We start from the raw sequence: 16260 nt of genomic DNA, 5'->3' as shown, positions 1-16260 counted from the left end.
TGATAGATGCATAAATAAGGCTGTTCCAGTTTAGATAAGGATATCGGGCAAGATCATGAATCAAGATCAACTAAAGCAATTGGTGGGTGAAGCGGCGCGGGATGAGGTATTAAAGCTGCCTGCCGGCCAGATCATAGGTGTTGGGACTGGCTCCACCGCTAATTGTTTTATTGATGCTTTGGCGCCGCATAAGGGGCATTTTGCAGGAACGGTATCGAGTTCTAATGCTACAACTGAGCGCTTGTTAAAGCACGGTTTTAAGGTCTTAGATCCGAATGACGTAGATCGGTTGCCCGCCTATGTTGACGGCGCAGATGAGATCGATCCTGCTGGGTACATGATTAAGGGCGGTGGCGGTGCCTTGACCCGCGAAAAGATTATTGCCTCGATGGCAAAGCAATTCATTTGTATCTGCGATTCATCTAAACAAGTCCCAGTCTTGGGAAGCTTCGCATTGCCGGTCGAGATCATCCCTTTATCCAAAGCTATCGTTAGTCAGGAGTTGGCTAAGTTAGGGGGTTCAGTCTCGCTCAGAATGTCAAAGGAAACTCGTGCCGACTTGGGACAGACGCCTAGCCAGCCTTATGTGACAGATAACGGTGGTTGGATTTTAGATATTGCTGGCTTAAAGATCACTAACCCACTCGCGCTAGAAGCGCAAATCAATCAAATTGCTGGCGTGATTACTGTGGGCCTGTTTGCCAAAGAGAAAGCCGATATCTTATTGGTGAGCAATGCGTCAGGCGTAAGCCGCCTAGTTTTGTAGCCTAAATGAATTATTTAGACTCATCTGCAGGCGGTACATAGCCCTGAGCTGTATCGGCACCACCCTCAAAGAAGTATTTTTCAACTTGTTTGAGCAAATATTGACGAGCACGAGGATCGGCCATATTGAGGCGATTCTCATTAATCAGCATAGTTTGTTGCTTTAACCAAGCCGCCCAAGCTTCTTTAGAAACTTGGTTCCAAATCTTTTTGCCTAGCTCGCCTGGCAGTGGAGCAAAGTCCATACCTTCAGCTTCTTTGTTGAGTTTGATGCATTGAACCATGCGTGCCATTTGTAATGCCTTTCAAATACGATGTACTAAATAAAAAAATGTATACCAAGGAAAGCTATAAAAGCTTATAGATCTTTCGTTAGAACCATGGATTTGCGATCCCAGTTGTAAATTTGCTTTCTTTCTTCTGGAAGATCGTCAACAGAAGCGCGCTTAAAGCCGCGCTTTAAAAACCAGTGCTCTGTTCTGGTAGTTAAAACAAACAATTTTTTAATTCCTTCCCGCTTTGCCCGCATCTCAACGCGCTTTAGTAAGCGCTCTCCATCACCGGAGCCCTGAACATCAGGATCGACTGCGAGGCAAGCAAGTTCGCCTACGCCATTGGGGAAGGGGAAGAGGGCGGCACATCCAAAGAGCACGCGATCATGCTCAATCACAGAGAAGCGCTGAATGTCGCGCTCAATCACATCTTGTCCGCGGGCAGCCAAAATACCTTCTTCTTCAAGCGGGCTAGTAAGCTGCAATATGCCACCAACGTCATCTTGATTCGCTTCGCGTAAATTCTCAATATCGGATGAAGCCAACATCATGCCAATACCATCGTGGGTAAAGAGTTCTTCCAAGAGTGCGCCATCACGATTGCAAGGTAAGAAGTGCACACGACTCACACCAGCACGAATGGCTCTACCTGAGATATTGAGCAAGCTCTTCATGCCTAAATCAAGATTAGGATGCTCGGCTACATATTCTTGTAGCTGTGGCATCGAGAGTTCGGTAATGTAATCACCTTCGGCATCTTTAAGACCAGCGTAGGGGCTGAGGAATATTAATTTATCTGCTTTGAGTGCAGCAGCAGTAGAAGCGGCTACATCTTCAAAGGCAAGATTAAATGCTTGCCCGGTTGGCGAGAAACCCAGCGGTGATAGCAAAACAATTTTGTTGCTATCAAGTGATAGCTTGATTGAAGTGGAGTCCACTTTACGAACCAGTCCGGTATGAATGTAATCAGTACCTTCAACCACGCCCACAGGCATGGCGGTAATAAAGTTTCCTGAGATCACTGAAATGCGTGATCCTGCCATCGGCGTATTAGGTAAGCCGCGACTAAATGCCGCTTCAATATCGAGGCGTAATTCACCAGCAGCTTCTTTGACGCATTCCAAGGCTGCGGCATCGGTGATGCGATAGCTATGCATTGTGCTCTTGCCAAACTGACTCTTGATATTGCGGAGCATAAGCTGCTCTTCAATTTGAGGGCGAATGCCGTGAACTAAAACAATGCGCATACCCATGGCATGCAACATAGCGATATCTTCAATCAGATTCTCAAGGCCAATTTCTTGGGCAAGTTCACCAGCAAAAGCAATAACAAAGGTCTTCTCGCGGAAGCTATGGATATAGGGCGCAACATCACGCAGCCATCCTACAAAAGGAAAGTTGGAGCTTGATTCTTCGGCGTTTGAGCCGGGGTTTGGTGCATTTGTTGGCATAGTGAGAAAATTATAGGGTGCAAGAGCCTATAAACCAACAAAAACCCAAAGCAAGCCCTGCGACTGTGCCTGCTTCCAACACCTCCCGTCTGATAGAGATTCGTTTCCCAGAGGAGCTGCCGGTATCAGGCCAACGCCAAATCATTAAGGATGCCTTGAGCTCTCACCAGGTAGTGATTGTCTGTGGAGAGACTGGTTCAGGCAAAACAACCCAATTACCCAAGATCTGTTTAGATCTTGGAAGAGGCACTATCAACGGCGGGCGTCTCATTGGCCATACACAGCCTCGACGTATTGCTGCAACGGCTACAGCGAAGCGTATAGCCCAAGAGCTTGGCACCCCAATTGGTCAAGACGTTGGCTATCAAGTTCGTTTTGCCGATAAGACCAGTCAGGGCGCCTCAATCAAGTTGATGACTGATGGAATCTTGCTTGCCGAGACTCAGAGGGACCCCCAACTTCGTGCCTATGACACTCTCATCATCGATGAGGCTCATGAGCGCAGGCTCAATATCGACTTTTTACTAGGCTACCTTCGCCAGCTACTACCGAAGCGCCCAGATCTCAAGTTGATCATCACCTCGGCCACGATCGATGCCAAGCGTTTTTCAGATCATTTCTCCTTGAATGGCAAGTCAGCTCCGGTGATTGAGGTTAGTGGACGACTTTTCCCTGTAGAGCAGCGTTACGAATCCCTAGAGCCGGATGCCAAGCCAGACGGTAAGAGGGAGTCCAAAGAGGCTAAGGAGATTCCAGATGCAGTGGCGGAGGCGATTGCTAATGTGTGGCGAGAGGGCGCCTCAGGTGCTGGCGATGTTTTAGTTTTCTTGCCTGGAGAGCGAGAGATTCGGGATTGCGCTGAAGCGCTTCGCAAAGATCATGTCCTGCAGCAACGCTTTCATCCGGAGATATTAAGTCTGTTTGCGCGCCAGTCAGTTGCAGAGCAAGAGCGTGTGTTCAATCCCGGCAATGGTCGACGCATCATCCTTACTACCAACGTTGCCGAGACCTCATTAACAGTTCCCAATATTCGTTATGTAGTGGATAGCGGCCTGGCGCGGGTGAAGCGCTATTCCTATCGCAATAAAGTCGAGCAGTTGCAAATTGAGCCAATATCTCAGGCGGCAGCCAATCAAAGGGCAGGTCGTTGCGGTCGTGTATCTGACGGTATTTGTATTCGTCTATATAGCGAGCAAGATTATTTAAGTCGACCCAAATTTACTGATCCAGAAATTCTCCGCAGTTCACTGGCGGCAGTGTTGCTGCGTATGAGTTCGTTGCGCTTGCCCCGTATTCAAGAATTCCCATTTATTGATAAGCCTCTAGGTCGAGCTATTGCAGATGGTGTGCAGTTGCTAGATGAGTTGGGTGCCATCGTCTATGACGAGAGTTCTAGGAGTGATGACAAAGACATTAACAATAGTTTCAAGCTAACGCCTATAGGCAAGCAGTTAGCAGATCTTCCCTTGGATCCACGTATCGGTCGTATGCTCTTAGCAGCTAAAGAACAAAACGCATTGCGTGAAGTTACCATCATCGCTTCCGCTTTGGCCACTCAAGATGCTCGTGATCGACCGATGGATCAGGCCGCTGCTGCTGATCAGGCGCACCTACAGTTTGCTGATGAGCGATCTGAGTTCCTAAACTTTGTTAAATTGTGGGATTGGTATCAAGATGCACTGAAGCACAAGCACAGCAATCGCCAATTAGAAAATCTGTGCCGCAGTAAATTCTTATCTCCAAGGCGTTTACGAGAATGGCGTGATGTACATGGGCAGTTGCATACCATGCTTGGTGAAAAGGGTTGGAAAGAGAATCCCTCGGCCGCTACCTATGAACAAGTACATCTGTCTTTATTAACTGGCTTATTAGGTTACGTTGCCAAAAAAGAAGAGGATGAAAAATCTCAAGAGCGCGGTAGCAAGACCGGTGGTTACATTGGCGCTCGTGGTATTCGCCCCTTTATCTGGCCGGGTTCAACCATTGGTAAAAAGGCCGGTGCTTGGATATTAGCTGGTGAGCTCCAAGAAACCAATCGTATGTATGCCCGCACAATTGCCAAAATTGAGCCTCAGTGGGTTGAGAAGGTTGCTGCCCATCGCCTCATCAAATCTCTAAGTGAGCCTTTTTGGGATAGTCGTCAAGGTGAGGTCATGGCCTTTGAGCGTGGCACATTGTATGGACTCCCCATTTATCACGGGCGTCGAGTTCGCTATGAACCACATAATCTTGAGGATGCACGTTCAATATTTATTACGCAGGCCTTAGTCCAGGAAGAGATGTTCGGACGTATGGATACTCCAGCATTAATGAGAGAGACCGAGGCTGATGCTAAAAAGAAATATCCTGGAAGTTTTGAATTCTTCTGGCATAACCGCAGATTAATCAAAGAGATCGAGGCTCTAGAGCATCGTTCACGTCGCCCCGATGTTTTGGTGGATGATGACCTCCTGTTTGCTTTTTATGATTCACGCATTCCCAAAGATGTCCTCAGTAGAGAGGGTATGAATGCCTGGCTGAAAAAAGCATCTAGAGCGGGGGGTGACAATCACGAGCCGCCTGATACTCTCTTGCGTTTAGCTAAGGCTGATTTAATGCGCCATGAAGCTGCCGGAATTACGGTAGATCGCTATCCCAAAAAGATGCTTGTTGGTGGCACTGAATTGAGCTTAACTTATCACTTTGAGCCTGGCAGTCCTAAGGATGGAGTCACTCTAGTTATTCCATTGACTCTGTTAAATCAGGTAGATGGTCGTCGTTGCGAATGGCTAGTGCCAGGTATGTGTGAGGAAAAAATCCATCTGCTCCTAAAATCACTTCCCCAGAAGTTACGTCGTCACTGTATTCCGCTGCCGGAATATGCAAAGTCTTTCTTAGACCGCATGCTCGCAGAAAAACAGTTTGGTGTGGGTGACTTTTTAGATAGCCTCATTACGGATATTCGCAAAGAACGTGGTTTAGAAATTAAGCGTACAGACTTCAGACCTGAATCGCTGCCTTTGCACTCTTCGATGAACTTCCGTCTGGTGGACGAACATGGTCGACAACTTGAGTTGGAGCGTAATTTAACTCGATTGCGTGCTGAGTACGGTGAAACGGCTCGAACTGCATTCCAGGCGATTGCCCAGCAAGCGGTTCAAGAGGAGCTGGTTTCTGATGTGTCAGTCAGCACTCCAAATGCAAGTGCTAAAACAAACCAAGCCACAACTACTGCAGCAGTAAAAAAAGTAGAGCAGAGTGGTTATCGAACTTGGGACTTTGGTGAGCTGCCTGAAACACTGGAGATTCAAAAAGGTAATCGCACTTTATTCGGTTACCCAGCCTTAGTGGATCGTGCTGAGTCATGTGATCTTGAGGTATTTGACGATTTACTAGAAGCTAGGAAATATCATTGGCAAGGCCTTCGTAGACTATTTACTTTGTCAAATAAGGACACGCTTAAGGCACTGCAGAAGCAGTTGCCTGGAATGCGTGAGATTGGCCTACTATTTATCAACGTAGGTTCAGTGGATGATTTGATTGAGCAAATTCTCAATCTTGCCTTAGAGCGTGCATTCATGAATGATCCATTGCCGGTGAATGCGGATCAATTTGCTGAGCGCCTACAGGCAGGTAAGCCTAGACTGGCCTTAATTGCTCAAGAGATTTCAAAACATGCTTTAGCGGCTTTGCAGGCTCATGCAGATCTTCAAAAGAAGATGGCTCAAGCCAAGGCTGCTTCAGCTGCTGCTTACACAGACATTCAAGCGCAGGTTCAGGGTTTAATATTCCCGAAATTTGTATCTGACACGCCATATAGCCAGCTAGTGCATTTCCCTCGATATCTCAAGGCAATTGCAATGCGTATTGATAAGTTGCGCGCCAACCCCAGTCGGGATGCCCAGTGTCAAAAAGACTGGGAGTCGGTTGCCAGACCTTGGCAAAAACTGGTTCAAGGTAGCCGTGGTTCTACTAACTATGCCATGGCGGGGGATCAGGCTTTGAGTGATTTCCGCTGGCAACTAGAGGAATTACGGGTAGCCCTCTATGCCCAGGAATTAAAGACTCCAACACCAATGTCCCTAAAACGCCTAGAAAAGGTCTTAGCTAGCTTGCGTTAAGTCAAATCGATCGCTATCGAGCTAGCTCACACTGAGCATCTATTGCTTACAATGTCGGCTATGTACATATTTATTAATAAAGCCAAATCTGCCACCATTTCAGTCTTGGTGATATTCGGCCTCTTTGGTATTCAGAATGGCGTTTTTGCCCAAACCGCAACGACTGTTGACCCTAAGGCCGAGCCCAAGTTGGCAGTGGTGTTGAATTCTGGTGAAGCAACTGTCAGCTTGATTGACATGCCTAGCCGCAAAGTAATTAAGACTGTCCCGGTTGGAAAAGAGCCTCATCACCTGATGATGACTCCGGACCAAAAGACGCTCCTGATCGCGAATGCTGCCGGCAATGACGTGGTGCTCATGAATCCCATTAGCGGAGAGTTGACCGGTAAGATCTCGAATATTATTGACCCCTACCAAATTGGTTACTCGCCGAATCACAAATGGTTTGTTGCAAACGGCAATCGCTTAGATAGAGTAGATGTGTATCACGCTCAAGGAGCGGACCTTAAGCTGGCCAAATCAATTAAGCTGGGAAAGACGCCGAGTCACGTTGCGTTCACTGCGGATAGCAAGATTGCCTTCATTACTCTGCAAGATTCCAATGAATTGGCTGCAATCGATTTAGATACGCAGACTGTCATTTGGAAAATGACCACGGGTAAAGTTCCTGCTGGAGTTTGGATGACGCCTGGCGATCAATATTTATTGGTTGGTATTACCGGCGAGGACAATGTCCAAGTTATCGACTGGAAAAACCGTAAAGAAGTGAAGCGCATCTTCACAGGGAAGGGTGCTCATAACTTCCGTCCATTAGGCGATAAGAAGCATGTGTTCGTCAGCAACCGTATTGCTTCAACTATCAGCCTAATCAATATGCAGACTTTGGAAAAGACTGGGGATATTACCGGTCTTCCTGCTGGCCCAGACGATATGGAAATTACGCCTGATGGCAAAACAATGTGGGTTACATTCCGCTTCTCTAAAAAAGCGGGAGTAATTGATATTCCCTCAATGAAGCTAATCACTGTAATCCCAGTTGGAAAATCTCCGCATGGTGTTTTCTTCACTCCACGCGCAGGTTGGGAATAACCCAATTCAATGGGTTGGATTTCCGCTCTTGCTCGTCTAACGTCGCTAATCTTTTTAGCGACATGTACTTCACTTGCATATTCTCAAGACAATCACTGCAAAAAAACGATTTACCTTACTTTTGATACTGGGAATATGTCAGTTGCGACGAATGTTGCCGACATATTGAGCCGTCAAAATGTTAAAGCTACTTTTTTTCTGGCAAATGAAAAAACCAGTCGCGGTGATTTTTCTCTAGATGAATCATGGAAATCCTATTGGCAAGATCTTCTTCGTGAGGGCCATCACTTTGGCAGCCATACCTATGACCATGTGTACTATGTCAAAGATGGCCCCAGTGGAGAGATTTTTGCTAGACCACAGTTTGGTTCCAAGGCGGGGGTAATGAACCTATACAACGAAGCAAGCTATTGCCGAGAAATTAGGCGAGTCGATGATCGCTTCAGGGAGTTAACTGGTGCCGGTATTCAGAAAATCTGGCGAGCGCCTGGTGGAAAAACCTCACCGCGTTCTATTAGGATGGGCACTCAGTGTGGCTATCAGCATATCGGCTGGAGTCCTGCAGGATTTCTGGGGGATGAGTTGAGCTCGCAAACCCATCCAAACAAGATGCTGTTGGACAAAGCAAGTAGCCAGCTTCAGGACGGCGATATCACAATGGCCCATTTGGGCATTTGGTCGCGCAAGGACCCTTGGGCGCCAGCAGTTTTAGAACAATTGATTATCAATTTGAAGGGTCGCGGCTTCTGCTTTGCTACTCTGCCAAAACATGATAAATAAGTCACAATTAGAGGTATGGATTCCAATCCTTTCATAGCCACAATTGCCTCAGCTTACGCTAGCCTTCAAGAATTCTTGTTTGCTAATGTTGCTGGCCCAATTTTGTATCAGCTTGACCTCATGTCGATGGCGGAAGATGTTTTTGACGGTATTGATTGGTTTCTGTTTGGATGTGTGCAAATATTTCTCATTGTGATTGTGCTGCGCACTTGGGAAAAGTTAGCGCCTGCGGAAACCCAAGAGCATTTTGCACAGTCAAGCAAAGCAGATGTGTTCTATACGCTTTTTCATCGCCTGGGTATTTTTCACGGTCTAATATTTATTGCTCTCTCCGGATTCTTTTTTGAGATTGATTCAATTCTTCATGACTTTCGTTTTGCAAGAATGAATGTTGAATCTTGGTGGCCCCCAATTACGGCTATCCCATTAGTCAGTTTTTTTATTTACTTTATCTTGCTAGATTTTGTTGAGTATTTATATCACCGTGCTTCACATACGATTCATTGGTGGTGGCAACTCCATGCACTACATCACAGTCAAACCGTAATGACTGCTTGGTCGGACGATCGAAATCATATTCTTGATGACATCATGCATGCTGTAGTTTTTGCTTTCTTCGCTTTATTGTTTGGCGTTTCGCCAAGCCAATTTATTTTGCTAGTTGTTTTTAGTCAGCTAATACAGAGCTGGCAACATGCCAATATCAACGTTAACTTGGGACTGTTTAAATATGTATTAGTCTCACCAATGTATCACCGTATGCATCATGCGGTAGGCTATGGTCACGAAGCAAAAGGTAAGCCTGGCGTATTAGGTGGCTGCAATTTTGGTGTACTGTTTCCTTGGTGGGATATGTTATTTAATACTGCTATTTTCCCGAAAGCAGTTTACCCAACTGGAGTGAGGGACTTAGCTGTTTCTCATAATATATTTATTCAACAATGGCAAACCTTGAAGCATGCCCTTGTAGAGTTATTGCCTAAGGCCAAATGAAGTTTTTAACTCGACCAACAATAAGGATATATGGATAGTATCCAGCAATTATTCAAATCTTTTGGCTTGGCAATGGTTGGCACCATGCATCCCAGAATGCTGTGGTTAAGTCTACGACCATTTTTGATTGTCTCGGTGTTATGGGGTTGCTTAATTTGGCTGACTTGGACTCCAGCCCTGGAGATGCTGAGCATTTTTTTAACAACATCTGTCTTTACTAGTTGGATTCAGGATGGACTGATTTGGGCTGGATTTGAAAATGCACGCGCATGGATTGCGCCACTCTTTTTTGTCATGATGCTCATTCCATTAATCTCAATCAGCTTATTGGTATTTATCGCTTTTACTACCGTACCAACAATCGTCAAGGTAGTCACACGTCAGCATGCCTACAAAGATCTTGAGCGAAAGAAAGGTGGCGGTTTATTTGGGAGCTTTTTATACACCCTATGGTCTGCTTTGATCTGCCTAGCCTTGGTGATGTTGACTTTACCAGTGTGGTGGATTCCGCCACTCGTCGCAGTCTTGCCGCCTTTGTTATGGGGTTGGTTGACGATGCGACTAATGTCTTACGATGTGTTGGCTCAACATGCCACTTCTGAAGAGCGCGATGCGCTTTTGCACCAACATCGGTGGCCGCTGTTAACCATGGGCATTGTGTCAGGGATGCTCGGAGCTGTCCCTACTTTCTTTTGGGCAACCTCTGCATTAGCTCTCGTCTTGTTTCCTATTGTGAGTTTTGTTGCACTTTGGATTTACTCATTAATCTTCGTGTTTGCTGCGCTGTGGTTTACACACTATTTGCTAGATGCGCTAAAGGAATTACGCAGTAAAGAACTAGATCAATCTTTAAATATAGAAGCGCGTGTAATTGATATGGAGCTCCCGTACCATGGCTGATGCATTAAATACAGTTGACATGAATCTGTCAGAGCCTAAGTCACGTCGCTTCGGTTTAATCGTCATTGGTGATGAAATTTTGTCTGGGCGCCGTCAAGATAAACATATGAGCAAGTTGATCGAGCTCTTATCTGAGCGGGGCTTGAGTTTGTCCTGGGCTAAATATGTAGCGGATGATCCTGAGCAAATTACAGCCACTCTTAAGGATAGTTTTGCCAGTGGCGATGTAGTTTTTAGTACTGGTGGTATTGGTGCTACTCCCGATGACCATACTAGGCAGTGTGCAGCTTTGGCATTGGCTACTAAAACCGAGTTGCATCCGACTGCGCAAGAGTTGATTGCTGGGCGTATTCAGGCTATGGCAGAGGGTGATCCCTTGAAGGCGGATCTCAACACGCCGGAGAATCAACATCGCTTCAAGATGGGGGAATTCCCGCTTGGCAGTGACATTATTCCGAATCCCTATAACCAGATCCCAGGTTTTTCTATTCGAGAGCACTACTTTGTCCCTGGCTTCCCGGTGATGGCTGCCCCTATGATGGCTTGGTGTCTTGATACTTATTATCAAAGTCTCTTTCATCGTGAGAACTGGGCTGAGCAGAGCTTCATCGTTCCCAAGGGCGTAGAGTCAACCCTTACGCCATTAATGGAGCGTATTGAAGCCTCTTTTCCTGGTGTAAAGGTCTTTAGCCTCCCATCGGTTGGTGACCCATCTAAGGGTGGTGTTTACTCTGAGCGCCATATCGAATTGGGGATCAAAGGTAATGCAAATCTGCTAGAAAACGCTTGGATTGCTTTGCGAGCCGGTACCGAAGCTTTGGGTTATGCAATCCATGATATTTCTAAAGCGGATTAAGCACTACTTTGGTGCAAATATACTATTTTTTCAGGATTTTGGGGGTATTTCAGCACTTAATTAGTGCAATAATGATCATTCCCATTTGTTTGCTTCAGTAAATTAGATACATCCCAAGGGCATGTTTGATGCCTGGAATGAACAAGGGTGTACACCTTAAGTTTGTATTCCGAATTTAGTTAATAGAGGAGATTTGCATGACGAAGACCGTCGCTGATGTGATGAAGTTAGTTAAAGAGAAAGAATGTACTTTCGTTGATTTCCGCTTTGTAGATACAAAGGGTAAAGAGCAACACACAACCGTACCTATTTCAGCATTTGACGAAGACAAATTTGAGAGCGGTCATGCATTTGACGGTTCATCTATTGCTGGTTGGAAGGGTATTGAAGCTTCTGACATGTTGTTGATGCCAGATCCAACATCTTGCTATATCGACCCATTCTATGAAGAGCCAACATTAGTAATCACATGTGATGTGATCGAGCCTTCAGATGGCAAAGGTTATGACCGCGACCCACGTTCTATCGCTAAGCGCGCTGAGTCCTATTTGAAGAGCACTGGTCTAGGCGATACAGCTTACTTTGGTCCAGAGCCAGAATTCTTTATTTTTGACGGCGTCCGTTGGGGTGCTGACATGCAGGGTTGTTTCGTTAAGGTGGATTCTGAAGAGGCTCCATGGTCTTCAGCTGCTGAAATCGAAGGTGGTAATACTGGTCACCGTCCAGGTAAAAAAGGCGGTTACTTCCCAGTTGCTCCAGTAGATACATTCCAAGACATGCGTTCTGAAATGTGTTTGATCCTTGAATCTTTAGGTATTCCTGTTGAAGTGCACCACCATGAAGTTGCTGGTCAAGGCCAAAACGAATTGGGTACGAAGTTCAGCACATTGGTACAGCGCGCTGACTGGACTATCTGGCAGAAGTATGTTGTTCAAAACGTTGCACATGCTTATGGCAAAACTGCAACTTTCATGCCTAAGCCTATCGTTGGCGACAATGGCTCTGGTATGCACGTTCACCAATCTATTTGGAAGAACGGTGAGAACTTGTTTGCTGGTAACGGCTATGCAGGCTTGTCAGAGTTCGCATTGTTCTATATCGGCGGCATCATCAAGCACGCTAAGGCATTGAATGCGATTACCAATCCAGGTACAAACTCATACAAGCGTTTGGTTCCAGGTTTTGAGGCGCCAGTGAAGTTGGCTTACTCTGCACGTAACCGTTCTGCTTCTATTCGTATTCCACACGTTTCTAGCCCTAAGGGTCGTCGTATTGAGACTCGTTTCCCTGATCCATTGGCCAATCCATACCTCTGCTTCTCAGCATTGATGATGGCAGGTTTGGATGGTGTCCAGAACAAGATTCATCCAGGCGAAGCAGCTGACAAGAACTTGTATGACTTGCCACCAGAAGAAGATGCAAAGATCCCAACCGTTTGTGCAAGCTTGGAAGAGGCATTAGAAGCTTTGAACAAAGACCGTGAGTTCTTGACTCGTGGCGGTGTCTTTACAGACTCTATGATTGACGCATATATCGCTTTGAAGATGGAAGATGTCACACGTTTCCGTATGACGACTCATCCAATCGAATTCGATATGTACTACTCCCTGTAAGCGAAGGAGAAATGTTGAGCGCAGGTCTATTGCGCAATTCGTTCAAAGGGGCAGCTTCGGCTGCTCCTTTTTTTCCGACATTGCTTGATCAGATGCCCAATGCCATCGTGGTATTTGAGGCAGAGAACCAACAATTGGTTTACGTAAATCCGGCCGCAGAGTCTGCGCTGGACCTTTCGCGTAAATCCCTTGAGGGTCAGTCTGTGCATAACTTGTTTGGTGATAACCAGTCTATTAAGCGCATGATCGAGGAGGTCAAGGCTGGACACGTATCTGCTCAGCGTCAAGAGATGGTCTTGCATTCCTTACCAGGCAGTATTCATCAGGAGTCGATTCCTGCCCACGTAGTTGTAGCTTGTCTTGAAGATCCAACTCTGATCATGATGGAGTGGTTTCCAATTGATCAACAGTTACGTAGTGAGCGTGATGAGCGTGTCACGCAGCAGGTAGAAGCAAATAAACAGTTGATGCGTAACTTAGCGCATGAAATTAAGAATCCTTTGGGTGGTATCCGAGGCGCTGCGCAATTGCTGGAATTTGAGCTTCCAGAGAAGGGCTTACGTGAATATACCCAAGTCATCATTAAAGAATCGGATCGACTTCAAAACTTGGTCGATAGATTGCTTGCGCCTCATCGTAAGGCGCACGCCATGGAATCATTTAATGTTCATGAAGCTTTAGAGCGTGTACGCAGTCTTGTTTTGGCTGAATTTCCGAAGGGTCTGCGCATTATCCGTAATTACGACACCAGTCTTCCTGAAGTTCTGGGTGATCGCGAGCAGCTCATTCAGGCTGTTCTCAATATTGCTCATAACGCTGCACAAGCACTTTCAGAAGAAATTGCCCAAGGTGTTGCTCAAATTGAATTGAAGACAAGGGTTGCTCGTTCGGTCACCATCTCTAAGCAACGTTACAAAATGGCCATGGACTTGCACGTGATTGATAACGGCCCAGGTATTCCAGAGGATATCCGTGAGCGTATTTTCTTTCCATTAGTTTCTGGCAGAGATGGTGGTAGCGGTCTTGGCCTCACTCTCGCGCAAACTTTTGTTCAGCAGCACCAAGGCTTCATAGCCTGTGACAGTCGTCCTGGACGGACCGACTTCCATATTCAAATTCCTTACCGTAGGCAGGAGAAAGCATTATGAAACCCGTTTGGATCGTGGATGATGACCAATCTATTCGTTGGGTGCTAGAGAAGGCCCTGACTCGCGAGAATATTCCTCATAAGAGCTTTTCTAATCCCAATGATGTTCTCGATGCATTGGAGAAGGATGCTCCGCAAGTACTCATTTCTGATATTCGGATGCCGCGTGGCAACGGATTAGATCTTTTGCAAAATGTAAAAGAAAGCCACCCGATGCTACCGGTCATTATCATGACTGCATACTCGGATTTAGATTCGGCTGTCTCGTCTTTTCAGGGCGGTGCATTTGAGTACCTCACCAAACCATTTGATATTGATAAGGCTGTAGAGTTGATTCGTCGTGCGATGGAGCAAAGCGAGCGCAATCAATCAGGCAATAAAGAGATGAATGGCTGGAGACAAGACTCAACTGAAATTATTGGTCAAGCTCCTGCAATGCAAGAAGTCTTCAGAGCCATTGGTCGCTTGGCCCAGTCGCACTCCACCGTTTTAATTACTGGTGAATCCGGTACTGGTAAAGAATTGGTTGCGCAAGCTCTGCATAAGCATAGCCCTCGCGCTAAAGGCCCATTAATTGCCTTTAGTACGGCCGCAGTACCAAAGGATTTATTGGAGTCTGAATTATTCGGTCATGAGCGTGGCGCATTTCCAGGAGCCTTGACCTTGCGTCGTGGTCGTTTTGAGCAGGCCGACGGTGGCACTTTATTTTTGGATGAGATTGGCGATATTCCTTTTGATCTACAAACTCGCTTATTACGCGCATTAACCGATGGTCATTTCTATCGTGTTGGTGGACAAGATCCCATCAAAGCCAATGTGAGAATCATTGCATCAACCCATCAAAATCTTGAGGCTAGGGTTGCTGCTGGCGCTTTCCGTGAAGATTTATTGCATCGCCTCAATGTGATTCGTTTAAGGATGCCAGCCTTACGTGAGCGCGCGGAAGATATTCCAGTTCTGGCAAGGCATTTTATGTTGTCCTGTGCCAAGTCTCTCGGTGTTGAAGTTAAAAAGCTGTCAGATGACGTCTTAAAAGAAATTAGCGTTATGCCATTTCCTGGTAACGTGCGCCAACTAGAAAATCTTTGTCATTGGCTCACAGTAATGACGCCGTCTAATGTTATTGGAGTAAGCGATCTACCTGCTGATATTTTGGCAGAGGCGGGTGAACAGCCAGTCATATTGCAAGGTGAATCTAACCCTGCAGCGCAAGTGGCGAGCAGAGTTGGCTCAGCGGATTGGGAGGGCGGCTTAGGCCGTTTGGCAGTCAAAATGCTACAGGATGGAGACTCAGAGGTATACGACGTCCTGTGTTCCAAGTTTGAAAAAGCAGTATTGCAGGCAGCTCTTGAAGTAACTCGCGGAAGACGCGTCGAAGCTGCCCAGCGCCTTGGAATTGGCCGCAATACGATCACGCGTAAATTACAGGAGCTTGGTATTGATGGCTGAGCCTGTGAGGATTGCCGCGTGGAATGTCAACTCATTGAAGGTGCGTTTACCTCATGTATTGAAATGGCTGCAGGATCAAGAGAAGGCAAAAAAGCCGATTGATGCGCTGTGCCTTCAGGAGCTTAAGCTCACTGATGATAAGTATCCACATCAAGGGCTTGAAGAGGCGGGTTACCTCAGTATTGCTGCTGGTCAAAAGACTTACAACGGCGTTGCCATCATCGTTCGTAAAGCCGCATTAGCCTCGATTGCAAGCAATCATGAAACGACATTTTTAAAGCCAATCCGAAATATCCCTGGCAACACGGATGAACAGCAGCGTATTTTGGCGGCTACAGTTTGCTTTAAAGGAATGCAGCCTATTCGCTTGGTATCAGCTTATTTCCCTAATGGTCAATCACCCGATAGCGATAAGTTTGTCTACAAATTAGCTTGGCTCAAAGCCTTAGAAAATTGGTTAAGTGAAGAGTTGGCCCAAAACAGTCGCTTAGCACTCTTAGGGGATTTCAACATCGCGCCTACAGATGATGATGTACATGATCCCTCTAAGTGGATTGGTCAAAATCTCGTTTCTCCACCAGAAAGAGAGGCGTTTCAGCAGCTACTCAATCTAGGGCTTACTGATTCTTATCGGATGTTTGAACAGGCGCCTAAATCCTTTAGCTGGTGGGATTACCGCATGATGGGTTTTAGAAGAAATGCAGGAATGCGGATTGATCACATTCTATTAAGCGAGGCCCTTAAAGATAAATGCACAGAAAGCATTATCGATAAAGAGCCCCGTACTTGGGAGCAGCCTTCGGATCACGCCCCCGTCATTGCAAAGATTTCAGCCTAGAACTTTT

At 46.2% G+C, this 16260-nt stretch carries 13 protein-coding genes; 11 read left to right on the top strand and 2 right to left on the bottom strand.

Going from position 1 to position 16260, the window contains the following annotated elements; translation table 11 throughout:
* Nucleotides 1-55 precede the first annotated feature (55 nt).
* Complete coding sequence (rpiA, locus tag FD975_RS05735) at nt 56-766, top strand: ribose-5-phosphate isomerase RpiA (RefSeq protein WP_215300953.1); 711 nt, start codon at nt 56-58, stop codon at nt 764-766.
* A 10-nt stretch (nt 767-776) separates the two neighbouring features.
* Here the strand turns inward: rpiA and FD975_RS05730 are convergent, their stop codons facing one another.
* Both FD975_RS05730 and argA read right to left on the bottom strand, forming a co-directional pair.
* Entirely contained in the window at nt 777-1058 is a 282-nt protein-coding gene (locus tag FD975_RS05730) for an oxidative damage protection protein (protein ID WP_215300952.1), read from the bottom strand.
* Nucleotides 1059-1123: 65 nt separating this feature from the next.
* Complete coding sequence (gene argA / locus FD975_RS05725) at nt 1124-2488, bottom strand: amino-acid N-acetyltransferase (RefSeq protein ID WP_215300950.1); 1365 nt, start codon at nt 2486-2488, stop codon at nt 1124-1126.
* A 17-nt stretch (nt 2489-2505) separates the two neighbouring features.
* On the opposite strand from argA, the gene hrpA reads away from it, so the two are divergent.
* From hrpA to xth, 10 genes are all read left to right on the top strand, one after another.
* Entirely contained in the window at nt 2506-6588 is a 4083-nt protein-coding gene (gene hrpA / locus FD975_RS05720; RefSeq protein WP_371743368.1) for an ATP-dependent RNA helicase HrpA, read from the top strand.
* Between the two features lie 60 nt (nt 6589-6648).
* A complete protein-coding gene (locus FD975_RS05715) occupies nt 6649-7677 on the top strand; it encodes a cytochrome D1 domain-containing protein (RefSeq protein ID WP_215300949.1) in 1029 nt (342 codons plus the stop codon).
* 9 nt (nt 7678-7686) lie between these two features.
* Nucleotides 7687-8457, top strand: coding sequence for a polysaccharide deacetylase family protein (locus tag FD975_RS05710; RefSeq protein ID WP_215300947.1), 771 nt, complete (start codon nt 7687-7689; stop codon nt 8455-8457).
* Between the two features lie 15 nt (nt 8458-8472).
* The gene (locus FD975_RS05705) at nt 8473-9450 is read left to right on the top strand and encodes a sterol desaturase family protein (protein WP_215300945.1); all 978 of its coding nucleotides are present in this window, start codon (nt 8473-8475) and stop codon (nt 9448-9450) included.
* Nucleotides 9451-9480: 30 nt separating this feature from the next.
* A complete protein-coding gene (locus tag FD975_RS05700; RefSeq protein WP_215300943.1) occupies nt 9481-10350 on the top strand; it encodes an EI24 domain-containing protein in 870 nt (289 codons plus the stop codon).
* Nucleotides 10343-11206, top strand: coding sequence for a molybdopterin-binding protein (locus FD975_RS05695; RefSeq protein ID WP_251371139.1), 864 nt, complete (start codon nt 10343-10345; stop codon nt 11204-11206). The genes FD975_RS05700 and FD975_RS05695 overlap by 8 nt, the downstream gene beginning before the upstream one ends.
* 197 nt (nt 11207-11403) lie before the next feature.
* Nucleotides 11404-12819: a type I glutamate--ammonia ligase gene (gene glnA, locus FD975_RS05690; RefSeq protein WP_215300941.1), complete on the top strand. Its 1416-nt coding sequence runs from the start codon at nt 11404-11406 to the stop codon at nt 12817-12819.
* Nucleotides 12820-12830: 11 nt separating this feature from the next.
* The gene (gene glnL, locus FD975_RS05685) at nt 12831-13967 is read left to right on the top strand and encodes a nitrogen regulation protein NR(II) (RefSeq protein ID WP_215300939.1); all 1137 of its coding nucleotides are present in this window, start codon (nt 12831-12833) and stop codon (nt 13965-13967) included.
* Entirely contained in the window at nt 13964-15415 is a 1452-nt protein-coding gene (gene ntrC / locus FD975_RS05680) for a nitrogen regulation protein NR(I) (RefSeq protein WP_215300937.1), read from the top strand. Before glnL ends, ntrC begins: the two co-directional genes overlap by 4 nt.
* Complete coding sequence (xth, locus tag FD975_RS05675; RefSeq protein WP_215300935.1) at nt 15408-16253, top strand: exodeoxyribonuclease III; 846 nt, start codon at nt 15408-15410, stop codon at nt 16251-16253. Before ntrC ends, xth begins: the two co-directional genes overlap by 8 nt.
* Nucleotides 16254-16260 lie beyond the last annotated feature (7 nt).

The organism is Polynucleobacter sp. AP-Jannik-300A-C4 (assembly GCF_018688335.1).
Classification (GTDB): Bacteria; Pseudomonadota; Gammaproteobacteria; order Burkholderiales; family Burkholderiaceae; genus Polynucleobacter.
Note: the sequence above shows the minus strand (reverse complement) of the source record. Positions and strands in the feature narration are given on the sequence as shown.

Coding starts and splice junctions, on each gene's coding strand:
- FD975_RS05695 (WP_251371139.1), top strand. CDS start 10,343: ATGGCTGATGCATTAAATACAGTTGACATGAATCTGTCAGAGCCTAAG.
- argA (WP_215300950.1), bottom strand. CDS start 2,488: ATGCCAACAAATGCACCAAACCCCGGCTCAAACGCCGAAGAATCAAGC.
- glnA (WP_215300941.1), top strand. CDS start 11,404: ATGACGAAGACCGTCGCTGATGTGATGAAGTTAGTTAAAGAGAAAGAA.
- FD975_RS05700 (WP_215300943.1), top strand. CDS start 9,481: ATGGATAGTATCCAGCAATTATTCAAATCTTTTGGCTTGGCAATGGTT.
- rpiA (WP_215300953.1), top strand. CDS start 56: ATGAATCAAGATCAACTAAAGCAATTGGTGGGTGAAGCGGCGCGGGAT.
- glnL (WP_215300939.1), top strand. CDS start 12,831: ATGTTGAGCGCAGGTCTATTGCGCAATTCGTTCAAAGGGGCAGCTTCG.
- FD975_RS05710 (WP_215300947.1), top strand. CDS start 7,687: ATGGGTTGGATTTCCGCTCTTGCTCGTCTAACGTCGCTAATCTTTTTA.
- ntrC (WP_215300937.1), top strand. CDS start 13,964: ATGAAACCCGTTTGGATCGTGGATGATGACCAATCTATTCGTTGGGTG.
- xth (WP_215300935.1), top strand. CDS start 15,408: ATGGCTGAGCCTGTGAGGATTGCCGCGTGGAATGTCAACTCATTGAAG.
- FD975_RS05705 (WP_215300945.1), top strand. CDS start 8,473: ATGGATTCCAATCCTTTCATAGCCACAATTGCCTCAGCTTACGCTAGC.
- FD975_RS05715 (WP_215300949.1), top strand. CDS start 6,649: ATGTACATATTTATTAATAAAGCCAAATCTGCCACCATTTCAGTCTTG.
- FD975_RS05730 (WP_215300952.1), bottom strand. CDS start 1,058: ATGGCACGCATGGTTCAATGCATCAAACTCAACAAAGAAGCTGAAGGT.